The sequence below is a fragment of the Nocardioides sp. Arc9.136 genome, assembly GCF_030506255.1.
Classification (GTDB): Bacteria; Actinomycetota; Actinomycetes; order Propionibacteriales; family Nocardioidaceae; genus Nocardioides.
In genome coordinates this window covers 3812782-3830726 of the sequence record NZ_CP113431.1, presented here as the reverse complement: position 1 = coordinate 3830726, position 17945 = coordinate 3812782, and the positions used below count along the sequence as shown (strand labels likewise).

The window sequence follows — 17945 nt, the reverse complement described above, 5'->3', positions numbered from 1 at the left end:
GGCCCTCCGAGCGTTCAGCCCCGTCATGGCCCCCGACGACTCCCGCCGCGTGTCCTTGCTGCTCGGGCTGCTCTTCGGGCTCGCCGGGATGGGCTCCTCCTCCGCCGCGGTCGCGCTGCCGCTCCTGGGCAGCGACCTCGGCGTCGAGGTGGGGATCGCGACGTGGTCGATCAGCCTGTACGCCTTGATGCTGGCGGTCACCACGGCGGTCTACGGCCGGATCTCCGACCTCGTCGGCGTGAAGCTCCCGCTGCTCGTCGGCGTCGGGCTGATGACCGCCGGCGCGCTGGTCGCGGCGTTCGCGCCGACGTACGGCGTTCACCTCGGCGGCCGCCTCTTCCAGGGCGCCGGCGCGGCCGCCGTGCCGACCCTGGGGGTCGCGGCGCTGAGCGCGCGGTACGACGGCGAGGTCAAGGGCCTCGCGCTGGGCCGGCTCGCGGGCATGGCCGCCGCGGTCTCTTGCCTCGGCCCGCTCGTGGGCGGTGTCGTCGAGCACGCCTTCGGCTGGCGGGCCGTGATGGCGCTGCCGATCCTGGGCCTGCTGGTCATCCCGTTCCTGTGGCGCGCGCTCACGGGCGAGGGCAGCGGCGCGAGCCTCGACGTCCTCGGCGCGGTGCTGGTGGCGGCGACGGCGGCCGGGCTGGTCCTGCTCGTCCAGTCGCCGTCCACCGGGCTGGTGGTCGCGCTCGTCGGCGTGCTGCTGATGGTGCTCGGCGCCCCGCTCGTCGCCCTGCGCGTGCGGCACCGGCCGCACGGCTTCCTCCCGCTCGCGGTCGTCCGCAACGCGACCGTCGTGCGCAGCGCGGTGGCCGCCGCGGCCGTGCCGGCGGCGTGGTTCGGCCTGCTCGTCTCGGTGCCGGCCGTGCTGGTGCACGACGGCTGGCAGGCCTGGCAGGTCGGGCTGCTGCTGGTGCCGAGCGCGGTGATCGCGCTCTTCGTGCCCCGCGTCGCCGGCCCGCTGCTGACCCGGATCGGCGGCCCCGCCGCGCTCGCCGTGGCCGGCGTCATCGCCTCGGTCGCGCTGGTGCTGGCCGCCGTCGGCACCGCGCTCGTCTCGCCGGTCGTGCTGGCCGTCGCCGTGGTCCTGGTGACGATGGGCTTCGGCCTCGGCCAGCCGGCGCTCACCGCGTCGGTCGGCGACGCCGTCGAGCTGGACGTGCGCGGCGTCGCCCTCGGCGTGGCGACCCTCCTCTTCCTCGTCGGCGGGTCGGTCGGCTCGGCGGTCGTCGGCGGGGTCGGCGACGCGCTCGGCGTGCCGGCGTCGCTCGGCATCCTCGCCGTGCTGCCGCTGCTCGGCCTGGTCGCGCTGGTGCCGGAGCTGCGGCGGTCGCCGGCGCTCGCCGTGGACTGAGCTGCGCGACTGACCTCCGCCGACCGAGCAGGGGTCGAGGCCTTGCGCGGCTCACCGGGTCTCGACGACGGCTCGCTGGCGCTCGCCTGCTCGACCAGCGACGGTGGCTCGCTGGCGCTCGCCTGCTCGACCAGCGACGGTGGCTCGCCGGCGCTCGCCTGCTCGACCGGCACGGGGGCGTCCGCGAGGGCGGCTCTGCCACAGTTGGCCACGTGCAGGTGGGGATGACGCTGCCGGTGATGGAGCCGGACCTGTGGGCGCGCGGTGCCGCGGTGCTCGAGGAGTGGGCGCGCGCGGTCGACGCGGGGCCGTTCTCGACGCTGTGCTTCGGCGAGCGGATCGCCTTCGACAACCCCGAGACGCTGACCCTGCTCGGTGCGGTCGCGGCCTGGACCGGCCGCGTGCGGATCGCGACGACCGTGGTGGTCCCGCAGCTGCACGACCCCGTCCTGCTGGCCAAGTCGCTCGCCACCGCCGACCAGCTCTGCGCCGGCCGGCTGACCGTCGGGCTGGGGGTCGGCGGGCGCGACGAGGACTACCGCGCGGTCGGCGCCGACACCGGCACCCAGACGATGCGCGAGATGGCCGAGCGGGCGGGCGTGCTGCGGGCCGTGTGGAGCGGCGACACGGTCGCTGGAGCCACCCGCCGGGTCGGCCCGCCGCCCGTGCAGCCCGGCGGGCCGGAGCTGCTCGTCGGCACCATGGGCTCGCGGACGATCCGGTCGGCCGCGGCGTGGGCCGACGGCCTCGCCGGCGTGACCCTCGACGTCGACCCCGGCGGCGTACGACGCCTCTTCGACCTGGCGGAGTCCGCGTGGGCCGAGGCCGGCCGGGCGGCGCCGCGGCTGACGACGTCGTTCTGGTTCGCCCTCGACGACGGCGACGGCAGCGCCCGCGCGCAGGTGCACCGCCACCTGCGCCACTACATGAGCTGGCTGCCGCCGGACCTGGTCGACGCGATGGCGCCGACGACCGGGTTCGCGGGGACGCCGGCCCAGCTGTGGGAGGTGCTGCGGCGCTTCGAGGACGTCGGCACGCACGAGGTGCACCTCATCCCGACCGGCTCGGACGTCGCGCAGGTCGAGGCCGTCGCGGAGCTCCTCCCGTGAGCCAGCAGGACACCGGGGCCACCTGGGCCCGCGCCGCGGTCCTCAGCGTGGGGTTCGTCGCGCTGCTGTGGGTCGTCGAGGTGCTCGACGCGGTCTGGAGCAGGGACCTCGACACGTACGGCCTGCGCCCCCGCGACGACGACGGACTGGTCGGCGTGGCGCTCGCGCCGGTGCTCCACGCCGGCTGGGACCACCTCTCGGGCAACACCGTGCCGGTGCTGGTGCTGGCGTTCCTCGTGCTGGTCGGCGGCACCGGCCGCGGGCTCGCCGCGACCGCGATCATCTGGCTGGTCGGCGGCATCGGGGTCTGGCTGACCGCGCCGACGTACTCCATCCACCTCGGCGCGAGCGTCCTGGTCTTCGGCTGGCTGGTCTACCTGATGGTGCGCGGGATCTTCACGCGCAGCGCCGGCGAGATCATCCTCGGCATGGTGCTGTTCCTCGCCTACGGCGGCCTGCTGCTCGGCGTGCTGCCCGGCCAGCCGGGCGTCTCCTGGCAGGGGCACCTCTTCGGCGCGGTCGGCGGCGCGCTGGCGGCGTACTGGGTGGACCGGCGTGCCCGCGCCTGACCTCGCCGCGCTCGACGCGGCCCTCGCCGATGCCGAGCGCGACCTCGCCGAGCAGCGCCGGCTCACCGCCCGGCTCGAGCGCGGGGAGGCCGCGGTCGCGGCGGCCGACGCCGAGGTCGTCGCCCGGCGCGCCCGGCTGGCCGACGAGAGCGCCGACGTGAGGCGCCTGGAGTCCTTCAGCCCCACCCGCATCTGGGCCGGGCTGCGGGGCAGCCGCGACGTCGACCTGGACCGTGAGCGGGCCGAGCAGCAGGCCGCGGAGTACGCCGTGGCGCAGGCCGAGGCGCGCCTCGCGCGGGCGCGGGACGAGGTCGGGGCGACCCGGGCCGCGCTCGACGCCGTCGGTGACGCGACGGCCCGGCGGCGCGAGGCGCTGGCCGGCAAGGAGGAGCACCTGCGGGCCACCGGCCACCCGTCGGTCCCCGAGCTCGACGAGATCGCCGGGCTCACCGGCGCCGGCCGCTCCGCCGTCGCCGAGCTGCAGGAGGCGGTGGCCGCGGCGGACCACGCGCTGGCCCGTCTCTCGGCCGCCGCCGAGCTGCTGTCCTCGGCGCGGAGCTGGTCGACGGCCGACACCTTCCTCGACGGCGGTCTGCTGACCGACATGGTGAAGTACGACCGGATGGACGCCGCCCAGCGCCTGCTGCACGACGCGGACCTCGCGCTGCGCAGGCTCGCGACCGAGCTCGCCGACGTCGGCATGACGGCCGTCGGGGGCATCGAGGTCACCTCGCTCACGCGGACCTTCGACGTGTGGTTCGACAACATCTTCAGCGACTGGTCGGTGCGCAACCGGATCACCGAGGCGGCCGACCGGGTGGCCTGGACGCTCCGCGCCATCGCCGACGTGCGCGAGCAGCTGCTCGCCCGGTGGCGCACCGAGCACGCCGGGCTCGAGCGGCTCGCCGTCCGACGCGAGGAGCTGCTGGTCCGCTAGCGGCCCTGGCCGACGGCGGCCAGCGCCGTGGCGAGCGCGCCCACCTGGTCCAGCGGCGCGTCGTACCCGGGGAAGTAGGCGCACACCCGGTCGGCCACGTCCCCGAACCGCCGGCCGATCTCGGCCGCGCACTGCTCCGGCGAGCCGACCACCGCGAGGGTGTGGAGCATGTCGTCGGTGACCAGCTCCATCATCGAGGCGACGTCGCCGGTCTTGGAGAGCCGGTTGAGCTCGGGCTGCACGTCGGCCCAGCCCTCGACCTCGAGGACGGGGCGGTACGCCGGCGTGGAGCCGTAGAACGCCAGCAGGCCGCGGACGCCCAGCGACGCCGCGTGCAGCTCCTCGGGGGTCCGGCCCATCGCCACGATCGCCTGCGGGTGCACGCGGAACGTCGGCGAGGCGGGCGTGCCGAGCGCCGGCAGCGTCCGCTCGCGGAAGTGGCGGTGGCTGTGGAACGGCATCACGAGCAGCCCGTCGGCCACCTCGCCGGCGGTGCGGGTCATCAGCGGGCCGAGGGCACCGAGGAGGACCGGCGGCGGGCCGTGGGGGTTCGGGCCGGGCACGAACGTCGGCGGCATCAGCGTGTGGCGGGTGTGCTCGCCGCGGAAGTCCAGCCGGGTGCCGTCCTGCCAGGAGGCGAGGATCGCCTTGACGGCCAGCACGATCTCGCGCATCCGAGCGGCCGGGGGCGACCACGTGGCGCCGTACCGGTTCTCGACGTGCGGCTTGACCTGCGAGCCCAGGCCGAGCCGGAACCGGCCGCCCGACATCAGCTGGAGGTCCCACGCCGTGTGCGCGAGGTGCATCGGGCTGCGCGGCATCGCGATCGCGACGTTCGTCATCAGGTCGGTGCGCACGACGCCGGCCGCCGCGGCGAGCGGCAGGAACACGTCGTGCGGGCCCTCGAACGTGAACAGCCCGGCCACCCCGGCGCCCACCAACTCCTGCGCGCGGGCGGCCGCCCGGTCGGGGCGGGCGTCGAGCTGGACGTCGAGCAGCACCTGCGGAACGTAGCGGGCGGGTGGGGCCCGGGTCACCGCAATCGTTCAATTGAACGGTTGTGGTGGTGCGCAAGCGCTTGCGCACCACTACAACCCAACAATTGAACGATCGCGGCGGGCCCCCAGCCCCCGGGACCGCAGCCCTCAGGCGGACTCGCGCCGCACGAGCGTGGGAGCGAGCAGCACCTGGTCGCGCGGCGTGGCGGGGTCGTCGAGCCGGGCGAGGAGGAGTCGGGTGGCGCGCTCGGCCAGCTCGCCGGCGGGGTTGACCACCGTGGTGAGCGGGGGAGCGCAGTGGTCGGCGCCGAGGTCGTCGTACCCCACCACCGCCACGTCGCCCGGCACCGACCGGCCGGCCGCGGCGAGCGCGCGCAGGGCGCCGCGGGCCATCAGGTCGGAGGCGACGACGAGCCCGTCGAGGTCGGGGTACGTCGCGAGCAGGCGCGCGCAGGCCGCCTCGCCGCTGGCCTCGGTGAAGTCGCCGTGCTCGACCGGGCCGGCCGCGAGGCCGGCGTCGGAGAGGGCGCCGAGGTAGCCGACGAGCCGGTCCTGGCCGGCGGCCATGTCGGCCGGCCCGGCGACGTGGGCGGTCCGGCGGCAGCCGCGCTCGAGCAGCAGCGCGGTGGCCAGCCGGGCGCCGGCGACGTTGTCGGTGTCGACCCAGGGCACCCGGTCGGCGCCGAGGATCGGCCGCCCGACGAACGCGCACGGCAGCGCGAGCCCGGCCAGGTGCTCGGCGAGGTGGTCGCTGCGGTGGTGGGAGACGACGATCGCGCCGTCGACGTGCCCGCCGCGCAGGTAGCGCAGGGTGCGGTCCTCCTCCTCGCCGGGCCGCGCGAGCAGCAGCACCAGCTGCAGGTCCCGCTCGGCCAGGACGCGGTTGACCGCGGTGAGGGTGCGCCCGAAGAACGGGTCGGAGAAGACGCGGTCGTCGGGCTCGGGGACCACCACCGCCACTGAGTCCGTACGTCGCGTGGCGAGCGTCCGGGCGGCCGGGTTCGCGACGTACCCGAGGCTGCGCACCGCCTCCTCGACGGCGACGCGTGCCCGGTCGCTGACCCGGCTGCTGCCGTTGATCGCGCGGGAGGCCGTGGCACGCGAGACACCCGCGAGGCGCGCGACCTGGTCGAGGGTCGGCGTCCCGGGGCTCTCCACGGCGGTCAACCTAGCGAGGATCAGCCCTGCGCGGACCCCAACCGGCCGGTCGCGGCGACGTCGCCGTAGAACCGGGCGGAGGTCTTGGGCGTGCGCACCTGGGTGTCGTAGTCGACGTGGACGATGCCGAACCGCTTGGTGTAGCCGAAGGCCCACTCGTAGTTGTCCAGCAGCGACCACTGGAAGAACCCGCGCACGTCGACACCGGCCTCCATCGCGGTGTGCAGCGCGCGCAGGTGCGCGTCGATGAACGCGACCCGCTCGGGGTCGTGGACCGAGCCGTCCGCGGCGACCTGGTCGTCGTAGGCGGCGCCGTTCTCGGTGATGTAGAGCGGCGGGGTGTCGTACTCCTCGTGCAGCCGCACCAGCAGGCGGGTCAGCCCCTCGGGCTGGACCTCCCAGTCCATGGCGGTGCGGGGGAGGCCGCGGCTGACGAAGATGACGTCGTCACAGCCGACGTACGGCGTGCTGGTGGTGCGGCCGGTCTCGTTCTCGTTGCTCTTCAGCTCGTCGGGGTGCGGGCGGCCGGCGATCGCGTTGCCGTTGTAGTAGTTGACGCCCAGCACGTCGATCGGTGCGCTGATGACCTCCAGGTCGCCGTCGCGGACGGCGTCGGTCCAGCTGCCGCCGCCGGGGACCGGCATGGCCTCGGTGTCGGCGACGACGTCGGCGGGGTAGCTGCCCCGGAAGAGCGGGTCGAGGAACACCCGGTTGAACAGCCCGTCCACGCGCCGCGCGGCGTCGACGTCGACCTCGTCGGTCGGGTCGTTGGCGTCGGCGACGGTGAAGTTGAGGGTGATGCCCAGGCCCGAGTGCGGCTTCGCCGGGTCGGTGACGACGCCGCGGCTGCGCAGCTCCGCGGCGGCCAGGCCGTGGCCGAGCAGCAGGTGGTGCGCGGCGACGAGACCGTTGGCGCCCTCCTGGCGGCCGGGCGCGTGCTGGCCGCCGGTGTGGCCGAGGAACGCCGAGCACCACGGCTCGTTCAGCGTCGTCCACGGGCCGACGCGGTCGCCGAGCGCGTCGTGGACGGAGACGGCGTACTCCGCGAACCGGTAGGCGGTGTCGCGGTTCGTCCAGCCGCCGCGGTCCTCGAGCGCCTGGGGCAGGTCCCAGTGGTAGAGCGTCAGCCACGGCAGGACGTCGTTCGCGAGCAGCTCGTCGACCAGCCGGTCGTAGAACGCCAGGCCCGCGGGGTTGACCGGCCCGGCGTCGGGCCGCACGCGCGGCCAGGAGACCGAGAAGCGGTACGCCCCGAGGCCGAGCTCCTTCATCAGCGCCACGTCGGCGGCGTACCGGTGGTAGTGGTCGCACGCGACGTCGCCGTGGTCGCCGCCGATGACGGCGCCGGGCACCCGCGCGAAGGTGTCCCAGATGCTCGGGGTGCGCCCGTCCTCGGCGGCGGCGCCCTCGACCTGGTACGCCGCGGTCGCGGCCCCCCACAGGAACTGCGTCGGGAACTGGACGGTGCTGGGGCCGGTCATGCGGTCGGTGCTCCTACGGGGCCGGGGTGGAAGCGCTTCCACACAGAGGTGACCAGCGTGCGGGGGCGCCCCCGGCGCTGTCAAACACGCAGGGGTCCATCGGGGGCGCGTCAGGCCCGCGACCGGCGGGTGACGGCGGAGGACCGCATCCGCCAGCCGACCAGCGCGAGGTCGAGCGCGGTGCGGACCTGCCGGGTCTCCAGGTCCAGCCCGCCGAGCAGCCCGGTGATCCGCTCGAGCCGCGCGTAGAGCGTCTGGCGGCGGATGCCCAGCGCGTGGGCGGCGACGGTCTTGGAGAGCCCGGCCTCCAGGTAGGCGTCCAGCGTCGGCACCAGCTCCGCGCCGTGGCGTGCGTCGTGGTCGAGCAGCGCGCCGAGCTGGTCCTCGACGAACCGGCCCAGCTCGGCGTCGTCGACCATCCCCGACAGCAGACGGTAGACGCCGACGTCGCTGGCCAGCACCGTGCGCGAGCCCGGGGTCAGCCGGGCGGCCAGGTGCAGCGCATCGCGCGCCGCCGGCAGCGAGCGGGCCAGGCCGGCGGGGTCCTCGACGGGCGGCCCGGCGGCCACCCGGACCACCCCGCCGCCCACGGTCGCGCGCAGCTCGGCGTCCAGCCCCTCGGCGAAGTCCGCGAGCCTCGCCCGCAGCGCCGAGGGCCGCACGGTCGTCGCCACGAGCAGCACGCCGTCGACCTCCGCCACCAGCGCGGCGCCGAACGCCGCCTGCGCCGCCTCGACGGTCGCGCTCAGCCCGGGCCGCAGCGAGCCGGGCAGCCGCAGCTCGACGGCGAGGCCGACGGCCTGGACGCCCGCGCCCGGCGCCAGCCCGGCGGCACGGGCGCGGACCAGCACGTCGCCGCGGCTGAGGTGCTGGCCGGCCGCGAGCGCCAGCACCAGGTCCGAGCCGGGGCCGGTGCGGCGCCCGGTGCCGCCGCCCGGGCCGAGCCGCAGGTCGAGCATCGTCGCGCAGAGCGCCACCAGCCGCGGCAGTGCCGGCTCGCGGGTGTCGGCGACGGCCAGGGTCGCCCACGGCGTGCGGCCCACCTCCGCCTCGAGCGGGGGCCCGACCCGGGAGCGGACGTCCTCGCCGAGGAGCAGCGTGCCGTCGGGGGAGTAGACCCCCACCGGGGCCCGGCAGCACTGTGCGACGAGCGCGACGAGCTCCGGCCCGCCGATGCCCTCGGCCACCGCGTCGTGCAGCACCGCCGTCACCTCGTCGGCGCGGCGCAGGACGTCGAGCTCGCCGGTGATCAGCAGCGGGTGCACCGCCTCGGTCACCTCGATGAACGGCACCACGCCGTGCAGCACCACCAGCGGCAGGTCGTGCTCGCGGGCCGCGGCGACCAGCGCGTCGGGCGGGGTCGGGAACGTGCGGCCCAGCTCGAGCAGCAGCGCCGCGACGCCCTGGGCGGCCAGCGACTCGACGTACGCGCCGATCCCCGGGCCGGCCGCACCGACCAGCCCGAGCCCGGTGGTCAGCAGCACCTCCCCGCCCTTGAGCAGCGGGGAGATGCCGTAGATCTCCGAGGTGTGCACCCAGCGCACCTCGCGGGCGCCGAGGTCGCTCCCGACGAGCACCTCGGGCCGCGCTCGCCGCAGGAGCGGCATTTCGAGGAGGTCTCGCACCGTGAACGCCATGTAACCAACCCTGGCCGAAATCCGGCCGGATGGACAGGTTGTCAGGTCCACCGCGGAACAACAGGACGCGGTGTCCCTTGTGGTGCCTGCTCGAGGCCCGCTTGACTGACGGCTGCCGGCCCCGCCGCGCACTCCCGTCGAAGCCCCGAGGTGGTTCCCATGAACGTCCTTCCCGCAACCCGGTCCCGCTCCTCCCGCCGCCGCGGAGCACGCCGTACCTGGCTGGCCCTCGCCGTCGCCGGCGCGCTCGCGCTCTCCGCGTGCGGCGGCGCCACCGGCGAGGAGGCCGACGACGGCGGCTCCGGGTCCGAGGACCTCCCGCTCGTGTACGGCGTGTACGCCACCCCGCTCGAGGAGCCCTGGGACGGCGCGATCCACGCCGCCCTGCAGGAAGCCGCCGACTCCGGCGAGATCCGCTACAAGCACGTGGACGACCTCAGCACCTCCGACGCCATGGAGCGCGGGCTGCGCGACATCGCCGCCAACGAGGAGCCGGACGCGATCATCGGCGACGCGTTCGCGGCCGAGGAGGCCGTGCGCAAGGTCGCCGCGGAGTTCCCCGAGATCCCCTTCGCCTTCGGCTCCGGCGAGGACCCGGTCGAGCCCAACTTCAGCGTCTTCGACAACTGGCTCCAGGACCCCGCCTACCTCGCGGGGATGCTCGCCGGCGGGATGACCGAGAGCGACACCATCGGGATCGTCGGCGCGATGCCGATCCCCGAGGTCAACCGGATCGTCAACGCCTTCGTGCAGGGCGTGAAGGAGACCAACCCGAAGGCCACGGTGAAGATCTCCTTCATCAACAGCTTCTTCGACCCGGCCGCGGCGAAGCAGGCCGCCCAGGCCCACGTGTCCGCGGGCGCCGACGTGCTGTTCGCCGAGCGCGACGGCGTGATCGCGGCCGCCGAGGAGGCCGACATCCCGGTCATCGGCATGATGGTCGACCAGCGCGAGGAGGCCCCCGAGAACGTCGTCACCTCGCTGCTGTGGCACATGGGCCCGACCGTCGAGGCGGTCGTCGCGCAGGCCCAGGACGGCGCGCAGGCCGTCGACCTCGGTGAGTTCTCCTTCATGAAGGTCGGCGGCAGCGAGCTGGCTGAGATCAACACCGACGTGGTCGGTGGGGTGCCGGAGGAGCTGGTCGCGAAGGTCGAGGCCAAGCAGGAGGCGATCCTGGACGGCAGCTTCACCACGCCGGTGGACGAGAGCGCGCCGGCCAGCTCGATCGACGTGTCGAAGCAGTGACCGGCGGAGCCACGGACACCGTGGCCCGTCCCCTCCTCGAGCTGAGCGGCATCACCAAGCGGTACGGCGACCTGGTCGCCAACGACGACGTCTCGCTGCGCGTCGCACCGGGCGAGGTCGTCGCGATGCTCGGGGAGAACGGCGCCGGGAAGTCCACGCTGATGAAGGTCGTCTACGGCCTCGTCCGGCCCGACGGCGGCACGGTCGCCATGGACGGCGTGCCGCTGGACATCGGGTCGCCCAAGGACGCGATGGCCGCGGGCATCGGGATGGTCACCCAGGAGTTCTCCCTGGTCGAGACCATGACGGTGGCCGAGAACGTCGCCCTCTCCGGGCTCGGGCTCGGGCCGCTCGACCGGGCCGGGACCCGGCGCCGCGTCGTCGAGGCCATGGAGCGGGTGGGGGTCACCCTCGAGCCGGACCGGCTCGTCGGCACCCTCTCGATCGGCGAGCGGCAACGGGTGGAGATCGTCAAGGCGCTCTTCCACGACTGCCGGGTGGTGATCCTCGACGAGCCGACGGCGGTGCTGACCCCGCAGGACGTCCAGGCCCTCTTCGCGACCGTGCGCCGCCTGCAGGCGGCCGGCCTGGGCATCCTGATCGTCTCCCACAAGCTGCGCGAGGTCGCCGAGATCTCCGACCGGGTCGTGGTCCTGCGCCGCGGCCGCCTGGTCGGCGAGCGCGCCACCGCGACCGTGCGAGACGAGGAGCTGGCCGCGCTGATGATGGGCGGCAGCACCGCCGAGGTCGGCGCGCAGGTCACCGCCGACGACGGCGCGACCGGCGACGTCGAGGCGGCGCTCGGGATGACCGACGTGCCGGTGGTTGCCCCGGCTGCTCCGGCCGCTGCCGCCACCTCGGGCGAGCCGGTGCTCCGGCTCACCGGGCTGACCGTGACCCGGGACGGGCGCGACGTGCTGAGCGGGATCGACCTCACCGTCGGCGCCGGTGAGGTCGTCGGCCTCGCCGGGGTCTCCGGCAACGGGCAGACCGAGCTGGTCGACGTCCTCAGCGCGGTCGTCCCGGTCTCCGCTGGGTCCCTCGAGGTCGACGGCCGCGACGTGACTCGGGCCGGCGTCGGCGAGCGCCTCGCCGCCGGCCTCGGGCGGCTCACCGAGGACCGCCGCGGCAGCGTGGTCCCGCAGATGAGCGTGGAGTACAACCTCGTCCTCGAGGACCTCCCGCAGTACACCCGGCGCGGACTGCTCGACCGCCGCGCCGTCCGGGCCCACGCCGAGGCGATGATCGAGCGCTTCGACATCCGGGCCCGCCCGACCGACGCGGTCGCCACCCTCTCCGGCGGCAACATGCAGAAGGTCCTGCTCGCCCGCGCCCTCCACCGGCGGCCCCGGGTCCTCGTGGCCGCCCAGCCGACCCGAGGTCTCGACATCGGTGCCTACCGCTACGTCCACCAGCAGCTCGACGAGCTGCGCACGCAGGGGGCCGGCGTGCTGCTGGTCTCCGAGGACCTCGACGAGATCCGCTCGCTCAGCGACCGCATCGTCGTGCTCTTCCGCGGCGAGGTCGTCGGCGAGCTGCCCGTCTCCGAGGCGACGCCCGACCGGCTCGGCGTCCTGATGGCCGGAGGAGGATCGGCATGAAGTTCGTCCTGCGCGGCCATGAGCCGCGCTGGCTCGCGCCCGCCGCGGTGCTCGTCGCCGTCCTCGTGACGGTGGCCCTGACCGCCGTCCCCATCCGCCTGGCCGGCGCCGCGCCGTTCTCGGCGTTCGAGCGCTACCTGGTCACCCCGCTCACCTCGGTGCACGGGGTGCAGGAGGTGCTGCTGACCGCGACGCCGCTGCTGTTCACCGGCATCGCGGTGGCCATCGCCTTCCGTGCCGGCTATTGGAACATCGGGGCCGAGGGGCAGTTCCTGCTCGGCGCGGTCGGCACGACCTGGGTCGGCACGACGTTCACCGACCTGCCGGCGTACGCCGCCCTCCCGCTCGGCTTCCTCGCCGGTGCGGCCGGTGGCCTGCTGTGGGCGGTGGTCCCGGCCTGGCTCAAGCGGCACGCCGGCATCGACGAGGTCGTCACGACGCTGCTGCTCAACCCGGTCGCCCTGCTGGTGGTCCAGGGGCTGCTCAACGGTCCCTGGCGCAACTCCAGCAGCGGCTTCACCGACTCCGACCGGCTCGGCACCGGCTACGACCTGCCGGCGCTGGTCCCCGACAGCCGGGTCCACTGGGGCTTCGCGGTAGCCGTCGTCGTCATCGTGGTGGCCGGCGTCGTGCTGGCCCGCACGGCGGTCGGCGTGCGGATCAAGGCCGCCGGACAGGCGCCGGGCGCCGCGGGGTTCAGCGGCGTCGACGTCGGCCGGCTCCAGTGGCGCTGCGCGCTGGTCTCGGGGGCGGTCGCCGGTCTCGGCGGCGCCTCCCAGGTCATGGGCGTGCAGCACCAGCTGACCTCCGGCATCAGCGACGGCTACGGCTACACCGGCGTCATCGTCGCGACCCTGGGCGGCCTCGGCGCGCTCGGCGTCGTGCTCGTCGCGCTCCTGCTCGGCGACATCTCGGTCGGCGCGCAGAACGTCTCGCTGGTGCTGCAGGTCCCCGCCCAGCTGGGCGCCATGTTCAGCGCACTGCTGCTGCTGGCGGTGCTGTCGGCGATGAGCTGGCGCCGGTACCGGCTCCAGTGGCGACGAGGAGGCTCCCGATGAGCATCAACCTGCTGGCGCTCATCGGCGCCATGCTCACCATCGCCACGCCCCTGGTGTGGGCCGGCATCGGCGAGCTCGTCACCGAGCGGAGCGGGGTGCTCAACCTCAGCATCGAGGGGACGATGTACCTCGGCGCGTTCGTCGGCTTCCTCGCCGCCGCCCGGACCGGCTCGCCCTGGCTCGGCCTGGTCGCCGCGATCGTCTCCGGCGTGCTGGCCGGGGCGCTGATGGGCTTCTTCGTGGTCACCCTCGGCCTCAACCAGCACGTCTCCGGCCTCGGGCTCACGCTGCTGCTGATCGCGGGGTGCGAGTTCACCTTCCGGCTGCTCTACGCCGGGGACCGCCCCACCCTGGACGAGAAGTTCCACGTGCTCTTCCGCGGCACCGAGGTCGTCGACCAGCACTGGCTGACGTACGTCGGCTTCCTGGTGCTCGCCCCGGCCGCCTGGTGGGTGCTGCGCTCGACCGGGCTCGGCATGCGCCTGCACGCGGTCGGCGAGAGCTTCGAGGCCGCCGACGTCGCCGGGATCTCCGTCACCGCCACCCGGTACGCCGCCCTCATGGTCGGCGGCGCGCTGATGGCGATCGGCGGGGCGTTCCTCACCCTGGCCGTGCTCGGCAGCTTCACCCTCGACATCGTCAGCGGCCGCGGCTGGGTCTGCATCGCGCTGGTCATCTTCGCCCGCTGGCGGGTGTGGCCGGCCGTGCTCGGTGCGCTCATCTTCGCCGGGATGGACGCGCTGCAGCTGCAGCTGGCCATCACCTCCGCCTTCGACGCGGTGCCCGGCGAGCTGATGCTCGCGCTGCCGTACCTCGCGGTGATCGTCGCGCTGGCCATCGGCGGGCGGACCGTGCGCTACCCCGGCTCCTACCTCAAGGCCTACCGCCGCGCCTGACCGACCGGCTCCCTCGCCCGTCGTACCCCACCCCCCTCTCCGAACGGAGTCGACATGACCGACCACCAGCTGCTGGCCCCTGCGCTGGCCGAGGCCCGCAACGGCCTCGCCGAGGGCGGCATCCCCATCGGGGCAGCCCTCGTCCACGAGGGCACGGTGCTCGGCACCGGCCGCAACCGCCGCGTCCAGCTCGGCAGCGCCACCCGGCACGGCGAGACCGACTGCCTGGAGAACATCGGCCGCCTGCCGGCGTCGGTCTACGCGCGCTCGACGATGGTCACCACGCTCTCGCCGTGCGACATGTGCACCGGCGCGATCCTGCTCTACGGCATCCCGCGCGTGGTGATCGGCGAGAACCGCAACTTCGTCGGCGGCGAGGACCTCCTGCGCCAGCGCGGCGTCGAGGTGGTCGTGCTCGACGACGCCGACTGCGTGGAGATGATGGCCGGCTTCATCCGCGACCAGCCGACCCTGTGGAACGAGGACATCGGCGTCGAGGACTGACGCCCCCCGCAAACAGCACCGCCTCGTGATGCCCACCGTGCGCTGGAGCGCACGCCGGGCATCACGAGGCGGGTGAGGGCTGGGGCGACTACTTCGACTTGCGGGCGCGGCTGGCGATCTTCGCGCGCTCGTTGGCGTCGAGGATGACCTTGCGGATGCGCACCATCTCGGGGGTGACCTCGACGCACTCGTCGTCGCGGCAGAACTCCAGGCACTGCTCGAGCGAGAGCTTCTTCGGCGGGATGAGCTTCTCGAAGTTGTCGGAGGTGGCGGACCGGATGTTGGTCTGCTGCTTCTCCTTGGTGATGTTGACGTCCATGTCGTCGGCGCGGGAGTTCTCGCCGACGATCATGCCCTCGTAGACCTCGGTGGTCGGCTCGACGAACATCACGCCGCGCTCCTGCAGCGAGGTCATGGCGTACGCCGTCGCCGCGCCCTTGCGGTCGGCCACCAGCGAGCCGTTGTTGCGCGAGCGGATCTCGCCGGCCCACGGCTCGTACTTCTCGAAGATGTGGTGGGCGATGCCGGTGCCGCGGGTGTCGGTGAGGAACTGGGTGCGGAAGCCGATCAGGCCGCGCGCCGGGACCAGGAACTCCATCCGGACCCAGCCGGTGCCGTGGTTGGTCATCTGCTCCATGCGGCCCTTGCGGGAGGCGAGCAGCTCGGTGATCGTGCCGAGGTACTCCTCCGGCGCGTCGATGGTCAGGCGCTCGACCGGCTCGTGGACCTTGCCGTCGATCTCGCGGGTGACGACCTGCGGCTTGCCGACGGTCAGCTCGAAGCCCTCGCGGCGCATCTGCTCCACGAGGATCGCCAGCGCCAGCTCGCCACGGCCCTGGACCTCCCAGGCGTCGGGGCGCTCGGTCGGCAGCACGCGCAGCGAGACGTTGCCGATCAGCTCGGAGTCGAGGCGGTCCTTGACCAGGCGGGCGGTGACCTTCGCGCCCTTGACCCGGCCCACCAGCGGGCTGGTGTTGGTGCCGATGGTCATCGAGATGGCCGGCTCGTCGACGTGGATGAGCGGCAGGGCGACCGGGTTCTCCGGGTCGGCCAGCGTCTCGCCGATGGTGATGTCGGGGATGCCCGCGATCGCGACGATGTCGCCGGGGCCGGCGGTCTCGCCGGGCTTGCGCTCGAGGCCCTCGGTGACGAGCAGCTCGGTGATCTTGACGCGGTTGACCGAGCCGTCGCGCTTCATCCACGCGACCTGCTGGCCCTTGCGCAGCTCGCCCTGGTGCACGCGGACCAGCGCGAGCCGGCCGAGGAACGGCGAGGAGTCGAGGTTGGTGACGTGGGCCTGGAGCGGCGCGCCCTCGTCGTACGTCGGCGCCGGGATGGTCTCCAGGATCGTCTTGAACAGCGGCTCGAGGTCGGGGCTGTCGGGCAGCTCGCCGTTCTCCGGCTGCTCCAGGCCCGCGACGCCGGCGCGGCCCGAGGCGTAGACGACGGGGAAGTCGAGCGCCTCCTGGCTGTGGCTGTCGTCGAGCAGGTCCATGAACAGCTCGTAGGTCTCGTCGACGACCTCGGCGATCCGCGCGTCGCCGCGGTCGGTCTTGTTGACGACCAGGATCACCGGCATGTCGGCGTTGAGCGCCTTGCGGAGCACGAAGCGGGTCTGGGGGAGCGGGCCCTCGGAGGCGTCGACGAGCAGCACGATGCCGTCGACCATCGACAGGCCGCGCTCGACCTCGCCGCCGAAGTCGGCGTGGCCGGGGGTGTCGATGATGTTGATCGTCATCGGCTGGCCGCCGGCGGCGGGGCCGGCGTAGTGGACGGCGGTGTTCTTCGCGAGGATCGTGATGCCCTTCTCGCGCTCGAGGTCACCGGAGTCCATGACCCGCTCGGCGACGCTCTCGGCCTGGTGCGCGGTGAACGCGCCGGCCTGTCGGAGCATGGCGTCGACGAGGGTGGTCTTGCCGTGGTCGACGTGCGCGACGATCGCGACGTTGCGCAGGTCCGTGCGTGCGGTGGTTCCGGGCATGGCAGTGGTACGTCGCTTCCGTCGAGGTCAAGGAGTGGTGCTCGGTGGCGCTGGGCCACACGAGGGCCTCGTCGAGTCTAGTGGCGGCCCCGTGGTCGGCCCGCATCCTCGGACGTGGCCCACGGCACCTCCCTGGGCACCGGGGGCGCATGCCTTCGATCGCCACGAACACCCGCGTCGAGCTGCCCGAGCTGCTCAACTTCGTCCGCACCCGCCACCACCTGGTGCTGCTGACCCACCGCGCCGACGGCCGCCCGCAGCTCTCGCCGGTCACCGGCGGGGTCTCCGCGGACGACCGGATCGTCGTCTCGACCTACCCCGACCGCGCCAAGGCCACCAACCTCCGCCGCGAACCCCGCTGCTCGGTGCTCGTCCTCTCCGACGAGTGGAACGACGCCTGGGTGCAGGTCGACGGCACGTGCGAGGTGCTGGACATGCCCTCGCAGGAGGCCGAGGACGGGCTGGTGGAGTACTTCCGCTGCATCTCCGGGGAGCACCCGGACTGGGAGGAGTACCGCCAGGCCATGCGCAAGCAGGGCAAGTCGCTGCTCCGGATCACGCCCACCTCGTGGGGGCCGGTCGCGACCGGGGGCTTCCCGCCGGACCGCGTGCCGGGGTAGTCACGGACGTTTCTGCCCCGACCACCACGCTGGAGGTCAGGAACGTCCGTGACTACCCCGCCAGGGCCCGGTCGAGCGCAGCAGCCACGTGCAGCGTGGTGCAGGGGAAGACCGGGATGTCGGCGTCGGCCTGCTTGACGAGCAGCTCGAGCTCGGTGCACCCCAGCACCACGCCCGCGGCGCCGGCGTCCCACAGCTGGTCGACCACCTCGACGACGCGGCGGCGGGAGGAGTCGAGGACGCGGCTGTGCACGAGCTCGCCGTACACGATGTCGTCGAGCTCCTGGTGGTGCTTCTCGTCCGGCACGTGCACGGTGATGCCGTGGCCGGCGAGCCGGTCGGTGAAGAACGGGCGGGTCATCGAGAACTTCGTGCCGAGGAACCCGACCGAGGACACCCCCGCCTCCTTGCAGGCGTCGGCGACGACGTCCGCGAGGTGCAGGACGGGTACGCCGACGGCGGCCTCGACCTGGTCGAAGACCTCGTGGTACGCCGTCGTGCACATCAGCAGGAAGTCCGCCCCGGCCCGCTCCACGCCCTGCGCGGCGGTCACCAGCAGCGCGGCGACGTCGTCCCAGCGGTCGGCCGCGGCCAGCTCGGTGACCTCGGCGAACTCCACCGACGCCAGCACGGTCCGTGCGGAGTGGAGCCCGCCGAGCCGCTCCTCGACGCCGCGGTTGAGGCCCTCGTAGTAGACGGCGCTGCTCTTCCAGCCGAGCCCGCCGAGAAGTCCGATCGTCTGCATGGGCCCACCCTGGCAGACCTCCGGGCCGTGTTCTACCGCTCGGTAACCGGAGTCA

At 74.1% G+C, this 17945-nt stretch carries 16 protein-coding genes; 10 read left to right on the top strand and 6 right to left on the bottom strand.

Annotated features, from left to right (window positions below; all coding sequences use genetic code 11):
* Positions 1-25: 25 nt before the first annotated feature.
* From OSR43_RS18520 to OSR43_RS18505, 4 genes are all read left to right on the top strand, one after another.
* Positions 26-1351: an MFS transporter gene (locus OSR43_RS18520; protein WP_302268246.1), complete on the top strand. Its 1326-nt coding sequence runs from the start codon at positions 26-28 to the stop codon at positions 1349-1351.
* A 212-nt stretch (positions 1352-1563) separates the two neighbouring features.
* Positions 1564-2460, top strand: a complete 897-nt coding sequence (locus OSR43_RS18515) for an LLM class flavin-dependent oxidoreductase (protein ID WP_302268245.1) — start codon at positions 1564-1566, stop codon at positions 2458-2460.
* Positions 2457-3029, top strand: coding sequence for a rhomboid family intramembrane serine protease (locus tag OSR43_RS18510; RefSeq protein WP_302268244.1), 573 nt, complete (start codon positions 2457-2459; stop codon positions 3027-3029). The genes OSR43_RS18515 and OSR43_RS18510 overlap by 4 nt, the downstream gene beginning before the upstream one ends.
* The gene (locus OSR43_RS18505) at positions 3016-3966 is read left to right on the top strand and encodes a hypothetical protein (protein WP_302268243.1); all 951 of its coding nucleotides are present in this window, start codon (positions 3016-3018) and stop codon (positions 3964-3966) included. The genes OSR43_RS18510 and OSR43_RS18505 overlap by 14 nt, the downstream gene beginning before the upstream one ends.
* Here the strand turns inward: OSR43_RS18505 and OSR43_RS18500 are convergent.
* The 4 genes from OSR43_RS18500 to OSR43_RS18485 form a co-directional block, all read right to left on the bottom strand.
* Positions 3963-4967 (bottom strand): TIGR03617 family F420-dependent LLM class oxidoreductase, encoded by a 1005-nt coding sequence (locus tag OSR43_RS18500; protein ID WP_302268242.1) that lies wholly within the window; start codon positions 4965-4967, stop codon positions 3963-3965. The genes OSR43_RS18505 and OSR43_RS18500 overlap by 4 nt on opposite strands.
* Before the next feature lie 144 nt (positions 4968-5111).
* Entirely contained in the window at positions 5112-6122 is a 1011-nt protein-coding gene (locus OSR43_RS18495) for a LacI family DNA-binding transcriptional regulator (protein ID WP_302268241.1), read from the bottom strand.
* Positions 6123-6142: 20 nt separating this feature from the next.
* Positions 6143-7603, bottom strand: a complete 1461-nt coding sequence (locus OSR43_RS18490) for a GH1 family beta-glucosidase (RefSeq protein WP_302268240.1) — start codon at positions 7601-7603, stop codon at positions 6143-6145.
* Positions 7604-7713: 110 nt separating this feature from the next.
* Positions 7714-9240 (bottom strand): PucR family transcriptional regulator ligand-binding domain-containing protein, encoded by a 1527-nt coding sequence (locus OSR43_RS18485; protein WP_302268239.1) that lies wholly within the window; start codon positions 9238-9240, stop codon positions 7714-7716.
* A 159-nt stretch (positions 9241-9399) separates the two neighbouring features.
* Between OSR43_RS18485 and OSR43_RS18480 the strand changes: the two genes are divergently transcribed.
* The 5 genes from OSR43_RS18480 to OSR43_RS18460 are packed head-to-tail and all read left to right on the top strand — an operon-like array spanning position 9400 to position 14544.
* Positions 9400-10485 (top strand): BMP family protein, encoded by a 1086-nt coding sequence (locus OSR43_RS18480; protein WP_302268238.1) that lies wholly within the window; start codon positions 9400-9402, stop codon positions 10483-10485.
* Between the two features lie 20 nt (positions 10486-10505).
* On the top strand, positions 10506-12086 hold the full coding sequence (locus OSR43_RS18475; RefSeq protein ID WP_302268237.1) for an ABC transporter ATP-binding protein: 1581 nt from the start codon (positions 10506-10508) through the stop codon (positions 12084-12086).
* Positions 12083-13144 carry an ABC transporter permease gene (locus OSR43_RS18470; RefSeq protein WP_302268236.1) on the top strand — a complete coding sequence of 354 codons (1062 nt, stop codon included), beginning with the start codon at positions 12083-12085 and terminating at the stop codon, positions 13142-13144. Before OSR43_RS18475 ends, OSR43_RS18470 begins: the two co-directional genes overlap by 4 nt.
* Positions 13141-14040: an ABC transporter permease gene (locus tag OSR43_RS18465; RefSeq protein ID WP_302268234.1), complete on the top strand. Its 900-nt coding sequence runs from the start codon at positions 13141-13143 to the stop codon at positions 14038-14040. The genes OSR43_RS18470 and OSR43_RS18465 overlap by 4 nt, the downstream gene beginning before the upstream one ends.
* A 54-nt stretch (positions 14041-14094) precedes the next feature.
* On the top strand, positions 14095-14544 hold the full coding sequence (locus tag OSR43_RS18460) for a nucleoside deaminase (protein WP_302268233.1): 450 nt from the start codon (positions 14095-14097) through the stop codon (positions 14542-14544).
* A gap of 88 nt (positions 14545-14632) precedes the next feature.
* Here the strand turns inward: OSR43_RS18460 and typA are convergent, their stop codons facing one another.
* Complete coding sequence (gene typA / locus OSR43_RS18455; RefSeq protein WP_302268232.1) at positions 14633-16525, bottom strand: translational GTPase TypA; 1893 nt, start codon at positions 16523-16525, stop codon at positions 14633-14635.
* Between the two features lie 149 nt (positions 16526-16674).
* Here typA and OSR43_RS18450 point away from each other — a divergent pair, with 149 nt between their 5' ends.
* Positions 16675-17145: a PPOX class F420-dependent oxidoreductase gene (locus OSR43_RS18450; protein ID WP_302268231.1), complete on the top strand. Its 471-nt coding sequence runs from the start codon at positions 16675-16677 to the stop codon at positions 17143-17145.
* A gap of 52 nt (positions 17146-17197) precedes the next feature.
* On the opposite strand, the gene OSR43_RS18445 is transcribed toward OSR43_RS18450, so the two are convergent.
* Positions 17198-17890 carry an aspartate/glutamate racemase family protein gene (locus OSR43_RS18445; protein ID WP_302268229.1) on the bottom strand — a complete coding sequence of 231 codons (693 nt, stop codon included), beginning with the start codon at positions 17888-17890 and terminating at the stop codon, positions 17198-17200.
* Positions 17891-17945: the final 55 nt, after the last annotated feature.

What these genes read in the sequence shown, in the direction of transcription:
- typA (WP_302268232.1), bottom strand. Translation starts at nt 16,525, where the DNA reads ATGCCCGGAACCACCGCACGCACGGACCTGCGCAACGTCGCGATCGTC.
- OSR43_RS18490 (WP_302268240.1), bottom strand. Translation starts at nt 7,603, where the DNA reads ATGACCGGCCCCAGCACCGTCCAGTTCCCGACGCAGTTCCTGTGGGGG.
- OSR43_RS18485 (WP_302268239.1), bottom strand. Translation starts at nt 9,240, where the DNA reads ATGGCGTTCACGGTGCGAGACCTCCTCGAAATGCCGCTCCTGCGGCGA.
- OSR43_RS18445 (WP_302268229.1), bottom strand. Translation starts at nt 17,890, where the DNA reads ATGCAGACGATCGGACTTCTCGGCGGGCTCGGCTGGAAGAGCAGCGCC.
- OSR43_RS18450 (WP_302268231.1), top strand. Translation starts at nt 16,675, where the DNA reads ATGCCTTCGATCGCCACGAACACCCGCGTCGAGCTGCCCGAGCTGCTC.
- OSR43_RS18465 (WP_302268234.1), top strand. Translation starts at nt 13,141, where the DNA reads ATGAGCATCAACCTGCTGGCGCTCATCGGCGCCATGCTCACCATCGCC.
- OSR43_RS18480 (WP_302268238.1), top strand. Translation starts at nt 9,400, where the DNA reads ATGAACGTCCTTCCCGCAACCCGGTCCCGCTCCTCCCGCCGCCGCGGA.
- OSR43_RS18460 (WP_302268233.1), top strand. Translation starts at nt 14,095, where the DNA reads ATGACCGACCACCAGCTGCTGGCCCCTGCGCTGGCCGAGGCCCGCAAC.
- OSR43_RS18470 (WP_302268236.1), top strand. Translation starts at nt 12,083, where the DNA reads ATGAAGTTCGTCCTGCGCGGCCATGAGCCGCGCTGGCTCGCGCCCGCC.
- OSR43_RS18520 (WP_302268246.1), top strand. Translation starts at nt 26, where the DNA reads ATGGCCCCCGACGACTCCCGCCGCGTGTCCTTGCTGCTCGGGCTGCTC.